The organism is Streptomyces sp. XY431, from assembly GCF_001279805.1.
Taxonomy (GTDB): domain Bacteria; phylum Actinomycetota; class Actinomycetes; order Streptomycetales; family Streptomycetaceae; genus Kitasatospora; species Kitasatospora purpeofusca.
Map to the genome: position 1 here is coordinate 1 of NZ_LGDO01000096.1, position 15971 is coordinate 15971.

A 15971-nucleotide genomic window follows, 5' to 3' on the forward strand; every position below is an offset into this window, starting at 1 on the left:
GGCGCGGGGGTTGAGTTCGGCGTAGCTGAGGACGGTGTCGTCGCAGACGAGGGCGGTGGCGTCGGGGGTGCGCGCGACCTGCGCCTCGAACAGCTCGGGAAGGGTCGCCCCGGGCACCGCCGTACCGGCGTCCGGGCCGGCGGGGAGGCCGCCGGGGGCGTCGGTCCGCAGCCGGCCCAGCGGTACGTCCGGCTCCTCCACCATGGCTGTCAGCAGCCGCAGGAAGTGGTCCTGGTGGGCGGCCACGTCCTCGGCGGTGTAGCGGCCGGGATTGGCGTCGAAGTCGATCCGCAGGGGCTGGCCGGTGCCCGTGTCGTAGACCACCAGGTCCAGGTCCTCGACGTGGTCGACGGCGACGTTGTGGGTGGTGGTCGGGTGTCCGCCGAGCCGCAGGTCGTAGTCGAACTGCATGACGTTGATCCGCGGTCCGACCAGTCGGCGCCGGCCGCCCCCGGCGCCGAGGTCCCGCTGGACGTCCTCGAACCGGTAGCGCTGGTGACGCAGCCCCTCGCGGATCTGCTCGGACACCTGCCCGGCGAGCTCGCGCAGGCTTCGCTCGGGCGTCACCAGGAGGCGGATGGGGATCATGTTCGAGACCATGCCCGGAACGTCGCGCAGCTCGGCGTTCGTACGGGCGGTCACGGGCAGTCCGAACACGAGGTCCCGGCTCCCGGTCAGCCGGTGCCAGTAGGCGGCGGCCGCCGCCATGGCCACCGACGGCAGGGAGCGGCCGGTGGCCTTGCGCAGGACGTGCCGGTCGATGCCGGGGAGTTCGCGGGAGCGGCGCAGCACGCCGGGCTCGCCGCTGTCCCGACCGGTGAGGAGGGCGGCCGGCTCGGGGAGGCCGGCCGTCTTGTCGGCCCAGTACGCCCGGTCGCGTGCGAAGTCCTCCGAGGACCGGTAGTCCTGGTCCTCCTGGACGAGCCGGCGCACCGCGCGGAGGTCGGGTTCGAGCGGTGCGCCGGCCTGGAGCGCCGCGTAGGTTTCGGCGATGTGCCGTCCGACCATCCAGCCGCTGTAGCCGTCCACGACGATGTGGTGGCCGCTGATGTACCAGAAGTACCGGTCCGGAGTGAGCTTCAGCAGTGCCACCCGCAGCAGGGGCGCACGCCCGAGGTCCACCGGGGCGGTCACGGAGGCCCGGATCCAGGCGTGCGCGGCGGCCTCCGGTTCGGACTCGTCCGTGAGGTCGACGAACGGGACCTCCGGGTCCTCGGAGTCGTCGGGGATCTGGCAGACGCCGTGGTCGTGTTCGACCACGGCGACCCGCAGGGCCTCGAAGTCCCGGTACATCGCCAGGGCGGCGGCTCGGAAAAGCTCCGGGTCGACCGGACCGGCCACGTCCAGGTACTCGGCGATGGAGTACTTGGATCCGGTCGGATCCAGCTGGTGGGCGACCCAGATGTCATGCTGGGCGGCCGACAGGGGCAGGCACGTGCTGCGGCGGATCGCCATGCTCGTTCTCCGGTCAGGTCGTTACAGGCCCAGGCTCTGGGCGACGAGGTTGCGCTGGATCTCGGAGGTGCCGGAGAACAGGGTGCTCGGGACAGCGTCCCGCAGGTTGCGCTCCACCCCGGTCCCGGCCAGGTAGCCGGAGCCGCCGAAGACCTGGATCGCGTCGAGGCTGTTGGCCACCGCGGCTTCCGACACCGCCAGTTTGGCGAGCGCGATCGCGGTGGTGTCGGGACGGTCCCGGGCCAGCAGCCAGGCGGCGCGGTACAGCAGCAGGCGTGCCGCTTCGAGCCGCTGCTTCATACCGGCGATCCGGTGGGACACTGCCTGGAAGGAGCCGATCGGCTTGCTGAACTGGCGCCGCTCGCGGGCTTGTTCGGCGCACCGGGCGAGCTGGCGGTTCATCATGCCGAGGTAGCCGGCGAACAGGCAGGTTCGCTCCCACTGCATGGAGTGGGTGAAGACGGCGGTGCCCTGGCCTTCCCTGCCCAGCAGGTACCGCGCGGGAACGGCACAGCCGTCGAACCGGACCCGGCCGGCCGGGCAGCTGGACAGGCCCATCTTGGTGAAGGGCTCGCTGACGTGGATGCCGGGCAGGTTCCTGGGGACGGCGAAGCCGGAGAGCCCCAGGAAGCCGGCCCCCGGATCGGTCACCGCATAGGTGACGATGACGTCGGCGGCGGGGGCATTGCTGGCGAAGGACTTCTCACCGTGCAGGACGTAGTGGTCGCCGTCCCGCCGCGCGGTCACGCTCGGGGTGCGCAGGTCGGAGCCCGCCTCGTCCTCGGTCATCGCGTTGGCGGCGATCAGCGCGCCGGAAGCCAGCCCGGGCAGGAGCTCCGCCCGGACGTCGTCCCCGGCGAAGTCGCGGATCGGGACCGCGCAGGCCAGCAGGTGCGCCGAGACGGCGAAGACGAGGCCGGTGTCGGCGTACCCCTCGCCGAAGGCCTCCAGCCCGAGGGCGGTGTCCAGCGTGTCCAGGCCGCCGCCGCCGTACTCGGTGGGCAGGCAGAGGCCGGTGAGGCCGAGCCGGGCGACCTCCTGCCAGCGATCCCGGTCGTACGGTGCACCGCTGCCGTCCGGCTCCGGGGAGGCGGAGATGAGCGCGTCGCGCAGGTCGTCGAAGCGCTTCTGCTGCTCAGCCGTGAGATCGAAATCCATCGGGTGAACTGACTCCTCGTCGGGTCTGGGTGGGGAGGGGGCACCGGGGCGCGGTCACCGACGGCCGGTCACCGGGCACGGGTGGGAGCAGAGACCTGCGCGGCCGTGGCGTCCGGGGCCTCGTGCGGGAGGGGTGCCTTGCCGTGGATGCGGCCGAACAGCGGCGCCGTCATGGCGGTGGTGAGGACGGCCATGACGATCATGATCGTGGCGAGCCGCGGGGTGAGGACGCCGACGGAGACGCCGGCCTGGATGACGACCAACTCGGTGAGGCCGCGGCAGTTCATCAGCACGCCCACCGCACTGGCCTGACGAGCCGGCATCCCGGCCAGCCGGGCCGCGCCCGCCGAACCGAGGAACTTGCCGGCGCACGCGACCAGCATCACCAGGGCGAGCTGCCCGAGCCCGACCCAGCCGATGCCCGCGATGTCCACGCCCAGGCCGGTCGTGATGAAGAAGACCGGCATGAACAGCCAACCGGTCTGCTCGATCAGCAGCAGCGTCTCGGGCGCGACCGCGGCGAGGGCGGCCTTGGGCACGGCCGCGCCGAAGGCGAACGCGCCGAAGATCGGGTGGAAGCCGAGCTCGGTGGTGGCCCACGAGGACAGCAGCAGTCCGACGACGATGATCAGCAGCACGGTCCGGGGGCCGGCGCGCCTGCCCTCCAAGAGGAGGAGCAGGCGTCGCAGCAGTGGGCGGACGACCAGAGCGAGGGCGACCACGAACAGCACCAGGCCGGCCGCCCGGAGCCCCACCGCCGTCCAGCTGCCGCCGACGGCGAGCAGGACCACGACGGCGAGCAGGGCCCAGGCGAGCACGTCCGTCACCGCGGCGACGGACATGGCGAAGCCGCCGATCGGGCTCCGTTGGAGCTTCAGGTCGGTGAGGATCCGGGCGAGCACCGGGAAGGCCGTGATGGACAGAGCGACGCCCAGGAACAGGACGAACGGGATCCGGCCGATGTGCTCCGGGAGGCTGTCCCGGTACTGCGGGTAGAGCCAGAGCGCGAGGCCGGTGCCCATGGCCATGGGCAGTGCGATCGAGCCCAGCGCCACCGTGGCGACGGCCGACCGGGCCCTGCGGAGCTGTCCCAGGTCGACCTCGTACCCCACCACGAACATGAAGAGCACGAGGCCGACGTTGCCGAGGACGCCGAGGATCGGCCGTTCGGCGGTCGGGAAGAGCCAGTGGCTCGGATCGCCGGGGAGCAGCCCGAGCAGGGACGGGCCGAGCGCGATGCCCGCGACGATCTCGCCGATCACCGCCGGCTGGCCGAACCGGCGCGCGAGCGCGGTGGCCAGGCCGGCGGCGGTGACCACCACGGCGAAGTCGAGCAGGATGACGGCGGTGGTCGTGTCGGCGGCGGACACGGTCAGAACGCCGGTGCGGCGCTCGGCGCCCGGAGGGTTCCGAGGTACGGGTGCCACAGGTGGGTCGGGTCGTTCTCCACCACGGTCACGATCTCGCGCATCGCGGTGAGCGCCTTGGGCTCCTCGTCCTCGTAGAACGAGCCCTGGAGCATCTTGAGCACGTCGAGGCGGTAGCGCGGGTCCTGGACGAAGGCGGTGAAGAGGATGTTGAGCCGGTAGTAGATCGAGATGAACTCGTACCAGCGGCGGACCCCTCCGCGCATGAGCCGCTCGTAGGTTGCGAACTCCTCCTTGCGGTAGGCGCCGCCCGCGTGGTGGGCCTCCAGGATGTCCTGGCAGGCGATCCGGGCGCCGTTCATGGCGATGCTGACGCCGCTGGAGAAGATCGGGTCGACGAAGCGCGCGGCGTCGCCGATCATCACGAAGCGGTCGCCGCAGATCTGGCGCATCGAGTAGCTGTAGTCGCCCTCGGCCTTGAACTGCTCGACGCGCTCGCTCTGCTTGAGCGCCTCCAGCAGGTCCGGGCGGGTCGCGATGGTGTCCCAGAAGAACTTCTCGCGATCGGCGCTCGCCTCGGCGAACCGGCTCTTCTGGGTGACGACGCCGATGCTCGTGACGGTGTCCGTGATCGGGATCTGCCAGACCCAGGTGTCCTCGAGCGGCAGGAAGTGGATGAAGATGAAGTCCGCCTGCTCGGAACCGCCGGCGATCGCCTGGCGGTCGAGGCCCTCGAACCAGGTGTGGACCGCGTACTGGTTGAAGACCGGGTCCGCGTCCTTGAGCTTGAGCTGACGGCCCAGCAGGGTCTGCCGGCCCGAGGCGTCGACTACCAGGCGGGTCCGGAAGTCGACTTCCTTCCCGCCCATGCGGGTGACCACGCGCACGCCGTCGGGGTCGCTGAAGTCGAGCTTGAGCACGCGCACGCCGGAGAAGACCTTGGCCCCCAGCTCCTCGGCGTGCTTGAGCAGGATGAGGTCGAACTTGGCGCGGTCGACGTGGAAGGTGTGGTCGCGGTCGACGCCCTCCTGGTCGCGCTCGCTGAAGGTGACCTCGGCGATGCGGAAGTCGCAGTTGGCGCCGTTGAGGTCGCGGAAGCCGTTGTGCGGGACGTTGCGGGACTCGGCCGAGGTCCAGGCGGCCCCGAACTTGCGGGGGAAGCCCGCCTTCTCGATCTTCTCCATGGCACCGATCTCGTTGAGGACCGGTGTCGTGGCCGGGACGAGCGACTCGCCCACGTGCGGCCGGGGGAAGAGCTCGCTCTCGAAGAGGCCGACCGAGAGTCCCTCCCGCGCCAGGTAGGAGGCGGCGGTCGAGCCCGCGGGGCCGCCGCCGACGATGACGACGTCGAAATCCATGTCCATCCCTGTCCCGCTCTCTCGCTGTGTCAACGGCTGGTGCCGGCGGCGGCCGACAACTCGGTGACCATCGCGGCGATGGTCCGGACGCTGTGCAGGTTGGTGCCGTTGATGGCCTCCGGGGGTACCTGGACGCCGATCTCGTTCCGGATGAACATCAGGAAGATCACCGTGTTCATCGAGGTGAGGACGCCCCATTCGAGCAGCGGCGACTCGGTGGTCAGCTCGTTGCGGGGGTCGCCGTCCAGGAATCGCTCGCGCAGGAAGCCGAGGAGCCGGCTTTCGAGCTGTTCGTCGTGCATTTCGTCTCCTAGCGGCCGCCGTTCGGTCGGGGCCGGGGTTCAGTCGGTCGGCGCGGCGTCGTCCGCCGCCGATGTCGCGCGGGTGAGCGCGAGCCGGTCGATCTTTCCGTTGTCCGTGCGGGGCAGGTGCGCCACCAGCCGGAGTTCATCGATGATCATGTATGGGGGGAGCCGTCGGGCACAGTGCCGCTTCACCGACAGCACGGTCGGCACGTCGTCCGGCACCGGGACGGCGAACGCCACCAGCCGGGACTCCGGGCCGCTTCCCGCCACCACGACCGCGGCCTGCTCCACCCCGGGGTGGGCGCAGAGCACGGTCTCGACCTCGCCGAGGTCGACCCGGTTGCCGCGGACCTTCACGGTGTGGTCCCGTCGGCCCAGGAACTCGATGGTTCCGTCCGCGAGTTGGCGCACGATGTCGCCGGTGCGGTACGGGCCGGCCGGGCGGGGCCGGCCCCAGTATCCGAGCATTACCGTGGGGCCCTCGACGACGAGTTCGCCCTCCTGCCCGGGAGCGGCGGGAGCGCCGTCCGCGGTCTCCACCCGGACGGTGTCGCCCGAGGCGGCCCGTCCGATCGGGACCGGGCGGTCGCGCTCCAGGTCGGACGGGCGGACCTCGTGGAAGGTGCAGACGTTGGTCTCGGTCGGCCCGTAGAGGTTCAGCAGCCGGGCCGGCGTCCACCCCGCGAGCGCGCGGAGGTGGTCGATCGGGAACGGCTCGCCGGCGAAGAGCACCGCGCGCAGGTCCGTCGGTGCGGGCCGGTCCAGCAGTCCGCCGTCCCGCAGCATGAGGATCAGGGCGGTGGGGACGGAATACCAGACGCTGATGCGCCGTTCGTGGAGGAAGTCCGTCAGCCGGGCGGGGGCGTAGGCGAGATCCGGGGGGACGAGGTGCACCGAGGCGCCGACCGCGAAGGCGGCGAACAGGTCCAGGACCGAGAGGTCGAACGCGAAGGGGGCGTGGTTGGCGAAGCGGTCGGCGGCGGTCGCCTTCAGCTCGTCCACGGCCCAGTCCACGAACGCCCGGGCGTTGGCGTGGCTGATGCACACGCCCTTGGGGGTGCCGGTGGAGCCGGAGGTGTAGAGGATGAAGGCGAGGTCGTCGGCGTGGACCGGGCCGGCCGGGCGGCTGGGTGTGCCGGTCTGCGGCCGCGCGAGGTCGAGCCAGCCCAACTCCGTTCCCAGGAGGGGGACTTCCTGGGCCCTCGGGGTGTCCACGCAGAGCGCCCGGGCGGCGCAGTCGGTGAGGATCAGCCGGACGCGCTCGACCGGTGTGGCGGCGTTCACCGGCACGTACGCCGCGCCGAGCCGCAGGACGGCCTGCATCGCGGCGACCGTCTCGGCGGACTTGTCCGCCCAGATGACCACCCGGTCGCCAGCTCCGACGCCCAGTTCGGCCAGCCGGTGGGCCAGTCGGCCGGACAGCAGGTCGAGCTCCCGGTAGCGGAGCTCGCCGGTGGGGCCGCTCACCGCGAGCGCGTCCCCGTCGCGTCGTGCCGAATCGCCGACCAGTTGGTGCAAGTCCATCTGAGACCCTCCTGCGGACCAACCGGGCGGATGGGATGGCAGCGGCTTTTCCGCTGCCTGGCACAGCATTCCCGGGTCGGCCGTACAGGGATTGTATAAATGCGACACCTGTGCGAGTCGGCCGTTCTCTGGCCGGATGTCGCTCCCCATGACGGGGCGCCGTCGATGCCGCTTATGCTTTCAGTTCGAACGGGATCGATATTGGCCCGGAATCGACTGGTGTCGACGTTCGCGCTCCATGAATCGGTCGGACAGCGGCAGCCCGCATCGTCCCTCGGGGCGATGGCGTAGCCATGCCTGCGGCCCGGTCCGTGCGTGATCGTCATCAACTACGGGGGAATACATGAGCAAGGCCTTGTCCGTCATGCCCGGACGCCCGCCGGAGCTCCTCGTGAGACCCGGGCTGGATGCTCTGCGCGGCCATGTCCTCGGCTACCGGACCTTCCACGACGGGCCGCCGATGGGCGACTGCCGGCCAGTCACCCCGGACGGCATCGTGCGGATCTTCCTCGGGTTCAGCGGCTCCTTGCGCCTGGTCGACACGACCGACCCGACCCGCTCACTGGCCGCGACCTCGATTGTCAGCGGCCTGCAGACGGCCGCCGTCCGGGTCGAGCAGAGCGGACCGGTGCGCGGGGTCACGGTGTTCCTCACCCCGCTCGCGGCCTACCGGTTGCTCGACCTGCCGATGAGCGAACTGGCGGGCCGGAGCCTGGACCTGGTCGACGTGCTCGGTTCGCGGGCCCGGCGCCTGGTGGGCGCCCTGGCGGACCGCTCAGGCCGGGAGTCGGTCACCGGCGCGCTGGACCGGATCCTCCTCGCCCAGTTCCTGAGCGGCCCGATGTACGCGCCCGCGGTCGAGTCCGCATGGAAGCGCCTGGAGCAGACCGCGGGCACCCCCGTGCGCCAGCTCGCCATGGAGACCGGCTGGAGCAGCCGCCAGCTGGAGCGCAGGTTCCGCGACCAGGTGGGGCTGCCGCCGAAGTCGCTGGCGCAGGTCCTGCGGTTGCGCGAGGCCCTGCGGCACAAGCACGCGGGCCTCTCCTGGGCGGAGGCCGCCGCCTCTGCCGGCTACCACGACCAGTCGCACTTCGCCCGCACCTTCAAGGCCATGACGGGCTACACCCCCGGACAGTTTTCGGCCGCCTGGAGCGAGAGCGCCCCCGACGGTCCGCTCGCCGCCACCCCCGTTCGCACCACCGGGCACTGGCACGCGCAAGCTGGCTGACTGTCGCTTTCGTACAAGACCGTCGAGCGAACGACGCCGATGCTGTCATTGGCACCCCCGGGCAATCTGCCCGAATTCTGCATTATACGTCCGTTATTCACATCCAATTGAGGGGGAATTGTGGCGAACCCATTCGACGACGCCGACGGCCGCTTTCTGGTGCTGCGTAATGACGAAGGGCAGCATTCGCTCTGGCCCGCCTTTGCCGAGGTGCCGGCGGGCTGGGAGATCGTACACGGTGAGGACGGCCGGCAGGCCTGCCTCGACTATGTCGAGGCGAATTGGACGGACATGCGCCCGGCCAGCCTGATCGCGGCGATGGGGGCATGAGCCTGCACGCGGCGGATCTGCACGGCTCGCTCCACTCGCCGGTCAGCGAGTCGATGAACTTCCTCAACGAAGTCGCCCAGCGCTACCCCGAGGCGGTCTCCCTCGCAGCCGGGCGCCCCTACGAGGGGTTCTTCGACCTCGCGGCCGTGCATCGCTACCTGGACGCCTTCCACGACCACCTGCTCGCCGTCCACGACGGCGACCTGGCGCAGGCCAACCGGACACTGCTGCAGTACGGCCGGACCAAGGGCATCATCCACGACCTGATCGCCGGGCACCTGCGGGTGGACGAGGCCGTCACCGTCGACCCCGAGTCCATTGTGGTCACGGTCGGCTGCCAGGAAGCGCTCTACCTGACCCTGCGCGCCCTGCGGCAGGGGGAGGACGACGCGGTCATGGCCGTCGTGCCCAGCTACGTCGGCGTCCACGGCGCCGCGAGCCTCGCCGACCTGCGGCTCCTGCCCGTCCAGGATGCTCCGGAAGGGATCGACCTCGACGACCTGGCCGCCGTGGTCCGGGACGCCAAAGCGGCCGGCATCCGCCCCCGCGCCCTCTACCTCATCCCGGACTTCGCCAACCCCAGCGGCACCAGCCTCAGCCGGCGGACCCGGCAAGCCGTCCTGGAAGCGGCCCGGGAACACGACTTCCTGGTCCTGGAGGACAACCCGTACGGGATGTTCGGCCCGGAGTCCGACGACCGGACCCCGACCCTGAAGGCCCTGGACCGGCACGGCCGGGTCGTCTACCTGGGGTCCTTCGCCAAGACCGGCCTCCCGGGCGCGCGGGTCGGCTACGCCGTCGCCGACCAGACCGTCCTCGCGGCCGACGGAAGCAGCACCCTGCTCGCCGACGAACTCGCCAAGGTCAAGAGCATGCTGACGGTGAACACCTCGCCGATCGCGCAGGCGGTCATCGGCGGCAAGCTGCTGGAGAACGGCCTCAGCCTGCACGCGGCGAACCGGCGCGAGCGGCGCATCTACCAGGAGAACCTGGCCCACCTGCTGGACGGGCTCGCCAAGCGCTTCCCGCCCGGCAGCCGGCCAGAGGTCTCCTGGAACGTGCCGGCCGGCGGATTCTTCCTGCTGCTCACCGTCCCGTTCACCGCCGACGACCGGCTGCTGGAACACAGCGCCCGCCGGCACAAGGTGCTGTGGACGCCGGTGCATCACTTCTACGCCGACTCCCGTCCGCGCAACGGGATCAGACTTTCTTTCAGCCATCTTCGGCCCGACGAGATCGACACCGGCCTCGACCGACTCGCCGCCCTCGTCCACGAGCAGACAAGCGAAGGTGATCGACGATGACCAGGCCCTACACCGGCCGACCGCGGAGCAAGCCCCGCAGCTGGGGGTGGACCTTCCGATGACCACGTTCCTCGGCCCCATCATCCAGGGCGTCGGGACGGCCGTGTCCGCGACCTCCTACTCGCAGCAGGACGTGCTCGACGCGTTCGAGATCACGGACCCCCGGATCCGCTCCCTCTTCCTCAACAGCGCCATCGACCGGCGCTACCTGACCCTCCCGCCCCTGGGACCCGACGGCACTCGGACCCTGGAGCCGCAGGGCGATCTGCTGGACAAGCACAAGGAACTCGCGGTCGACATGGGGGCCCGGGCCCTGGAGGCCTGCCTCAAGGACATCGGCGCCGACCTGTCCGACCTGCGCTACCTGTGCTGCGTGACCTCGACCGGCTTCCTCACCCCCGGCCTGAGCGCCCTGATCATGCGCCGCCTCGGCATCGACCGGCACTGCCACCGCGCCGACATCGTCGGCATGGGCTGCAACGCCGGCCTGAACGCCCTCAACGCGGTCTCCGGCTGGGCCGCCGCACACCCCGGCGAACTCGCCGTGATCGTCTGCGCCGAAGCCTGCTCCGCCGCCTACGCCTACGACAGCACGATGCGTACCGCCGTCGTCAACAGCCTCTTCGGCGACGGCGCCGCCGCGATCGCCCTGGTCGGCGGCGAGGAGCCGGACCCCACGGCCACCGCCGGCCCGCGCATCCGCAAGTTCGCCAGCTGCATCATCACCGAGGCACTCGACGCGATGCGCTACGACTGGGACCGCGAACAGGACCGCTTCAGCTTCTACCTCGACCCGGAGATCCCCTACGTGGTCGGCGCCCACGCCGAACTCGTCGTCGACCGCCTGCTGAACGGCACCGGCCTGCGCCGCCGCGACATCGACCACTGGCTGATCCACTCCGGCGGCAAGAAGGTCATCGACGCGGTGATGGTCAACCTCGGCCTGACCCGCCACGACGTGCGGCACACCACCGACGTCCTGCGGGACTACGGCAACCTGTCGAGCGGCTCGTTCCTGTTCTCCTACGACCGGCTGGTCGCCGAGGGCATCGCCGCCCCCGGTGACCACGGCGTGCTGATGACCATGGGACCCGGCTCGACCATCGAAACGGCACTCGTCCAGTGGTAACGCGACAGCGATCCGAAGGAGCGGCAGAGAACGTGACCGACAACGGCACCGTGGCAGCGACCGACACCGTGGCGGACGCCGATCACGACCTCGTGATCCGCATCGACGGCCAGCAGCCGCTGTCCGCGGAGACGGTCGCGGCCGTCGCCGTCGTCTGCGGTCAGGCCGAAGACCGGGGCGGCCCCGGTGTGGTGCGCGTCGAGGTGTCCGGATCCCCCGAGGGCCCCCGGCCGCACGACCTCAAGGTGGGCCTGGTCAACAAGTGGGAACGGATCCTGCGCCGCCTGGAGCGCTCCGGCATGACCACCGTCGCGATCGCCACCGGGGACTGCGGCGGCACGGCCCTGGACGCGCTGCTGGCCACCGACTACCGCATCGCCCGGCCCGACGTGCGCCTGGTCTTCCCGGTCGAGGACGGCGCCACCTGGCCCGGCATGGCCCTCTACCGCCTCTCCCAGCAGACCGGCGTGGCCCGGATCCGCCGGGCGGTGCTGTTCGGGCGCCCGATCGAGGCGGCCGAGGCGCTCGACCTCCACCTGGTGGACGAACTCGCCGACGACCCGGCGGGCGCCCTCGCCGCCAGCCCCGAACTGGCCGGCGTCCTGTCCAGCCCCGAACTGGCCATCCGCCGCCAGCTGATGCTCGACGCGACCACCACCAGCTTCGAGGAAGCGCTCGGCTCCCACCTCGCCGCCTGCGACCGGGTGCTGCGCAAGGCCACCGCCGGAGCCGCGTCGTGACCACGTCCGCCCTCCGGTCGGACACGCCGGGCCTCCCCGGCCAGGGGGAGGCCCGGCGGGCCTGGCAGACCGCCGCCGAGGCGATCGCCGAGGCCGAGCGACCGATCGCCGGGCTGCCCGAGCCCGACCGGCGCTCCGCCGGGCAGCGCGCCGCCGCCGCCGCGGCGAGGGACGCGGCACGCGCGATCCGCGCCCGCTTCCTCGACGCGCACGCCGACGCCGTCTACGACCACCTCACCGCCCGGCGCACCGTCGACCTGCGGCTCGCCGAACTCGTCACCGTCGCCGCCACCGCCTACCCCGGTCTGGTCCCCACCACCGAGCAACTCGCCGCCGAACGGAGCCGGCCGCAGGCCGCCAAGGAAGGCCACGAGATCGACCAGGGCATCTTCCTCAGCAGGGTGCTGGCCTCGCCGACCGCGGGCCGGCACCTGCTCGACACCATGCTGCTGCCCACCCCCCGCGCACTGCGCCTGCTGCCGGACTTCGAACGCACCGGCACCGCCGACCTCGGGTCCGTCCGGATCGAACGCCGCGACGACGCGGCACATCTGACGATGTGTCGCACCGACTCCCTGAACGCCGAGGACGATCGCCAGGTCGAGGACCTGGAGACCGCCGTCGACCTCGCCCTGCTCGACCCGGCCGTACGCGTCGGCGTCCTGCGCGGCGGCGAGATGACCCACCCGCGCTACCGCGGGAAGCGGGTGTTCAGCGCCGGCATCAACCTCAAGAGCCTGCACGCCGGCGACATCTCGCTGGTCGACTTCCTGCTGCGCCGCGAAATGGGCTACATCCACAAGCTCGTCCGCGGTGTGCGCGCCGAGCAGCCCGCCCACTGGCGCTCCGCCACCGTCGAGAAGCCCTGGATCGCCGCCGTGGACTCCTTCGCCATCGGCGGCGGAGCACAACTGCTGCTCGTGTTTGACCAGGTGATCGCCGCAGCCGACTCCTACCTCAGCCTGCCCGCCGCCCAGGAGGGCATCGTCCCCGGCGCCTCCAACTTCCGGCTCGGCCGCGCCGCCGGCCCCCGGCTGTCCCGCCAGGTCATCCTGCGAGGCCGCCGGATCCGGGCCACCGAACCGGACGCCCGGCTGCTGGTCGACGAGGTCGTCGAACCGTCCGGGATGGACGCCGCCGTAGAACGGGCTGTCGCCGAACTGCGCGGCCCCGCCGTGGTCCCCAACCGCCACATGCTGAACGTCGCCGAGGAACCGCCGGAGGAGTTCCGCCGCTACTTGGCGGAGTTCGCCCTCCAGCAGGCGCTGCGCCTCTACAGCGACGACGTGATCGGCAAGGTCGGCCGCTTCACCGAGGGGAAGCAGACCGAGGGGGAACACCCGTCGTGAGCGCAGCCGACGCCCTCCGCGTGCGGTACGAGAAGAAGGACCACGTCGCCCACGTCGTCCTCGACCGGCCCGACGTGCTCAACGCCATGGACCAGCGCATGCACGAGGAACTCGCCGCGGTCTGGGACGACGTGGAGGCCGACGACGACGTGCGCGTCGCCGTCCTGACCGGAGCCGGCGAGCGGTCCTTCTCCGTCGGACAGGACCTCAAGGAGCGTGCCCTGCTCAACCGGCAGGGCACGCCGCCCACCACCTTCGGCAGTCGCGGCCAACCCGGCTGGCCACGGCTCACCGAACGCTTCGACCTGTCCAAGCCCGTGGTGGCACGCGTGAACGGCTACGCCCTGGGCGGCGGCTTCGAACTCGCCCTCGCCTGCGATCTCGTCATCGCCGCCGACCACGCGGTCTTCGGGCTCCCCGAAGCACAGCTCGGACTCGTACCGGGCGCCGGCGGCGCCTTCCGGCTCGCCCGACAGCTCCCGCTCAAACAGGCGATGGGCTACCTGCTCACCGGGCGCCGGATGACCGCGCAGCAGGCGCTCCACCACGGCCTGGTGAACGAGGTCGTCCCGGCCGGCGAACTCGACCGCTGTGTCGCAGGCTGGACCGCCGACCTGGTGCGCAGCGCCCCGCTGTCCGTACGGGCGATCAAGGAGTGCGTCCGCAAGTCCCTCGACATGCCGCTGGAACAGGCCTTCGCGACCCGCTATGTGTGGGAGGAGCGACGGCTGAACAGCCACGACGCGATCGAGGGCCCGCAGGCCTTCGCGGAGCGCCGCGAGCCGAACTGGCGCGGGCAGTGAGCCCCGCCCGCGACTGAGTCTGTCCCGGTACTCAGCCGCCCCCTCCCGCGCAACACCCCCCCGCCGAACCAAACGCCGTCGTCAACGGTGCCTCAGCTGATACGGAGTGCGAAGATGTTGGACCACCGTCTCGGACGCATGGAGCTCACGGCCGGCCAGCGGGGGATCTGGTACGCCCAGCAACTCGCCCCGGACAGCGTCAACTTCAACGCCGCCGAGTACCTCGAGATCCACGGCCCCGTCGACACCGCCCTGTTCGAGCAGGCCGTACGCCGCGGCATCCGCGAGGCACAGACCCTCCAGCTCAGGTTCCACCAGGACGACCGCGGCCCGTGGCAGAGCCTCGACCCCGCCACCGCCGACACCGCGATCCCGACCGTCGACCTCACCACCGCGGACGACCCGCAGCGGGCCGCACACGACTGGATGCGGGACGACCTGGGCCGACTCCGCGACCTGCGCACGGCGCCCCCCTTCACCTACGCACTCCTCAAGCTTGCCCACGACCGGTTCTACTGGTACCAGGGCTACCATCACATCGCGATCGACGGCTTCAGCGCCCGGACCGTCGCCGCGCGGGTGGCCGAGATCTACACGGCGCTCGCCGCCGGCCAGGACGACACCGGAACCCCGCTGGCCCCGCTCACCGTCCTCCTCGACGCCGACGCCGGCTACCGCGCCTCCGACGCCTTCGAAGCCGACCGCCGCTACTGGACCGACACCCTCACCGGCCGGCTCGAGCCGACCAGCCTCAGCGGACGGCCCTCGCCCGGCGTGGCCCGCAGCTTCCGCCGCCACGGGCAGAGCGTCGCGCCCGCCGAAGCCGCCCGGCTGCGCACCGCCGCCGCCAGGCTCACCACCAACCTCGCCGGACTGCTGGTCGCCGCCACCGCCCTCCACGTCAGCCGGCTGACCGGCGAGGAGGACGTCACCCTCGGCCTGCCCGCCCTCGGCCGCGCGGCCGGCCCGGCGCACTCCGTCCCCGGCATGATGTCCAACGTCCTGCCGCTGCGCCTCACCGTTCGCCCGGGCATGTCCGTGCAGGAACTGGTGGACCACAGCTCCGTGCGCGTCTGGGAGGCGCTGCGCCACCAGCGCTACCGCGCCGAGGACATCCGCCGCGACCTCCGGCTCGCCAACGGCGAAGCACTGTACTCCCTGTCGATCAACATCATGGCCTTCGACTACGAGATCACCTTCGCAGGCCTGCCCGTGACCGCGCACAACCTCTCCAACGGCCCGTTCGACGACATGTCGATCGGCGTCTACGACCGGGCCTCCGACGGCAGCCTCCGGCTCGCCTTCGACGTCGACCCGGAACTCCACGACGAGGACAGTCAGCAGGCCGAGGCACGGCGCTTCGGGCGGGTCCTCGACTGGATGGCCACCGCACCTGCCGACGCCCCCGTCGGCCTCGCCGACCTGCTCTCCGCGGACGAGCGGCAGCTCGTGGTGGAGAAGTGGAACGCCACCGGCCTGCCGGTCGGCACCCGGACGTTCGTCGAGTTGTTCGAAGAGCGGGTGGCGACGGCACCGCTCGCACCCGCCGTGGTGTTCGTACGCTGAGCTACCGGGAGTTGAACGAGCAGGCGAACCGGGTCGCTCGGCACCTGGTGGAGCTGGGTGTCGGGCCGGAGCGCGTCGTCGGGGTGATGATGCACCGCTCGGCCGACTTCGTGACCGCCGTGCTCGGTGTGCTGAAGTCCGGCGGCGCCTACCTGCCTCTGGACCCGGCCTACCCGGCGGACCGCATCGCCTACATGGTGGGCGACGCGGCGCCGATGTGCGTGCTGGTGGGCACCGGCGTGGACGCCTCGGACCTCGGCGTGCCCTGTGTCGCGTTCGAGGTTGCGTCCTCCGTTTCGTCCGATGCCTCGGAGGGGGCGGGTTCGAACCCGTCCGACCTGTCCGACCTGTCCGA

The 15971-nt window shown here is 71.4% G+C and carries 15 protein-coding genes; 9 read left to right on the forward strand and 6 right to left on the reverse strand.

The features are described 5' to 3' along the window. The 6 genes from ADK60_RS13015 to ADK60_RS13040 all read right to left on the reverse strand — a co-directional run. Window positions 1–1455, reverse strand: a 1455-nt coding sequence (locus tag ADK60_RS13015) for a condensation domain-containing protein (RefSeq protein ID WP_234371056.1), incomplete at its 3' end; no start/stop codon positions are given. Window positions 1456–1476: 21 nt separating this feature from the next. Next, window positions 1477–2613, reverse strand: coding sequence for an acyl-CoA dehydrogenase family protein (locus ADK60_RS13020; RefSeq protein ID WP_053645783.1), 1137 nt, complete (start codon window positions 2611–2613; stop codon window positions 1477–1479). A 68-nt stretch (window positions 2614–2681) separates the two neighbouring features. Beyond that, entirely contained in the window at window positions 2682–3983 is a 1302-nt protein-coding gene (locus tag ADK60_RS13025) for a cation:proton antiporter (RefSeq protein WP_159400414.1), read from the reverse strand. 2 nt (window positions 3984–3985) lie between these two features. Continuing rightward, window positions 3986–5344 carry an NAD(P)/FAD-dependent oxidoreductase gene (locus tag ADK60_RS13030; RefSeq protein ID WP_053645787.1) on the reverse strand — a complete coding sequence of 453 codons (1359 nt, stop codon included), beginning with the start codon at window positions 5342–5344 and terminating at the stop codon, window positions 3986–3988. 23 nt (window positions 5345–5367) lie between these two features. Beyond that, window positions 5368–5640, reverse strand: coding sequence for an acyl carrier protein (locus ADK60_RS13035; protein ID WP_053645790.1), 273 nt, complete (start codon window positions 5638–5640; stop codon window positions 5368–5370). Between the two features lie 39 nt (window positions 5641–5679). Continuing rightward, window positions 5680–7167 carry an amino acid adenylation domain-containing protein gene (locus ADK60_RS13040; RefSeq protein WP_053645792.1) on the reverse strand — a complete coding sequence of 496 codons (1488 nt, stop codon included), beginning with the start codon at window positions 7165–7167 and terminating at the stop codon, window positions 5680–5682. 343 nt (window positions 7168–7510) lie between these two features. Between ADK60_RS13040 and ADK60_RS47595 the strand changes: the two genes are divergently transcribed. The 9 genes from ADK60_RS47595 to ADK60_RS13085 form a co-directional block, all read left to right on the forward strand. Beyond that, window positions 7511–8395, forward strand: a complete 885-nt coding sequence (locus ADK60_RS47595; protein WP_286185274.1) for a helix-turn-helix domain-containing protein — start codon at window positions 7511–7513, stop codon at window positions 8393–8395. Window positions 8396–8515: 120 nt separating this feature from the next. Then, window positions 8516–8725 carry an MbtH family protein gene (locus ADK60_RS13050; protein WP_053645795.1) on the forward strand — a complete coding sequence of 70 codons (210 nt, stop codon included), beginning with the start codon at window positions 8516–8518 and terminating at the stop codon, window positions 8723–8725. Continuing rightward, window positions 8722–10029 carry an aminotransferase-like domain-containing protein gene (locus ADK60_RS13055; RefSeq protein ID WP_053645797.1) on the forward strand — a complete coding sequence of 436 codons (1308 nt, stop codon included), beginning with the start codon at window positions 8722–8724 and terminating at the stop codon, window positions 10027–10029. Before ADK60_RS13050 ends, ADK60_RS13055 begins: the two co-directional genes overlap by 4 nt. Window positions 10030–10087: 58 nt before the next feature. Next, entirely contained in the window at window positions 10088–11158 is a 1071-nt protein-coding gene (gene dpgA, locus ADK60_RS13060) for a 3,5-dihydroxyphenylacetyl-CoA synthase DpgA (protein ID WP_053645799.1), read from the forward strand. 32 nt (window positions 11159–11190) lie between these two features. Further along, a complete protein-coding gene (gene dpgB / locus ADK60_RS13065; RefSeq protein ID WP_234371057.1) occupies window positions 11191–11898 on the forward strand; it encodes an enoyl-CoA-hydratase DpgB in 708 nt (235 codons plus the stop codon). After that, window positions 11895–13247, forward strand: coding sequence for a (3,5-dihydroxyphenyl)acetyl-CoA 1,2-dioxygenase DpgC (gene dpgC, locus ADK60_RS13070; protein WP_079008313.1), 1353 nt, complete (start codon window positions 11895–11897; stop codon window positions 13245–13247). Before dpgB ends, dpgC begins: the two co-directional genes overlap by 4 nt. Then, a complete protein-coding gene (dpgD, locus tag ADK60_RS13075) occupies window positions 13244–14050 on the forward strand; it encodes an enoyl-CoA-hydratase DpgD (RefSeq protein WP_199839659.1) in 807 nt (268 codons plus the stop codon). Before dpgC ends, dpgD begins: the two co-directional genes overlap by 4 nt. A gap of 138 nt (window positions 14051–14188) precedes the next feature. Further along, window positions 14189–15616 carry a condensation domain-containing protein gene (locus ADK60_RS13080; protein WP_053645802.1) on the forward strand — a complete coding sequence of 476 codons (1428 nt, stop codon included), beginning with the start codon at window positions 14189–14191 and terminating at the stop codon, window positions 15614–15616. An 11-nt stretch (window positions 15617–15627) separates the two neighbouring features. Beyond that, window positions 15628–15971 (forward strand): AMP-binding protein (locus ADK60_RS13085; protein ID WP_353651744.1); only part of this gene is annotated, 344 nt, incomplete at its 3' end.

What these genes read in the sequence shown, in the direction of transcription:
- ADK60_RS13020 (WP_053645783.1), bottom strand. Translation starts at nt 2,613, where the DNA reads ATGGATTTCGATCTCACGGCTGAGCAGCAGAAGCGCTTCGACGACCTG.
- ADK60_RS13030 (WP_053645787.1), bottom strand. Translation starts at nt 5,344, where the DNA reads ATGGACATGGATTTCGACGTCGTCATCGTCGGCGGCGGCCCCGCGGGC.
- ADK60_RS13035 (WP_053645790.1), bottom strand. Translation starts at nt 5,640, where the DNA reads ATGCACGACGAACAGCTCGAAAGCCGGCTCCTCGGCTTCCTGCGCGAG.
- ADK60_RS13040 (WP_053645792.1), bottom strand. Translation starts at nt 7,167, where the DNA reads ATGGACTTGCACCAACTGGTCGGCGATTCGGCACGACGCGACGGGGAC.
- ADK60_RS47595 (WP_286185274.1), top strand. Translation starts at nt 7,511, where the DNA reads ATGAGCAAGGCCTTGTCCGTCATGCCCGGACGCCCGCCGGAGCTCCTC.
- ADK60_RS13055 (WP_053645797.1), top strand. Translation starts at nt 8,722, where the DNA reads ATGAGCCTGCACGCGGCGGATCTGCACGGCTCGCTCCACTCGCCGGTC.
- dpgA (WP_053645799.1), top strand. Translation starts at nt 10,088, where the DNA reads ATGACCACGTTCCTCGGCCCCATCATCCAGGGCGTCGGGACGGCCGTG.
- ADK60_RS13080 (WP_053645802.1), top strand. Translation starts at nt 14,189, where the DNA reads ATGGAGCTCACGGCCGGCCAGCGGGGGATCTGGTACGCCCAGCAACTC.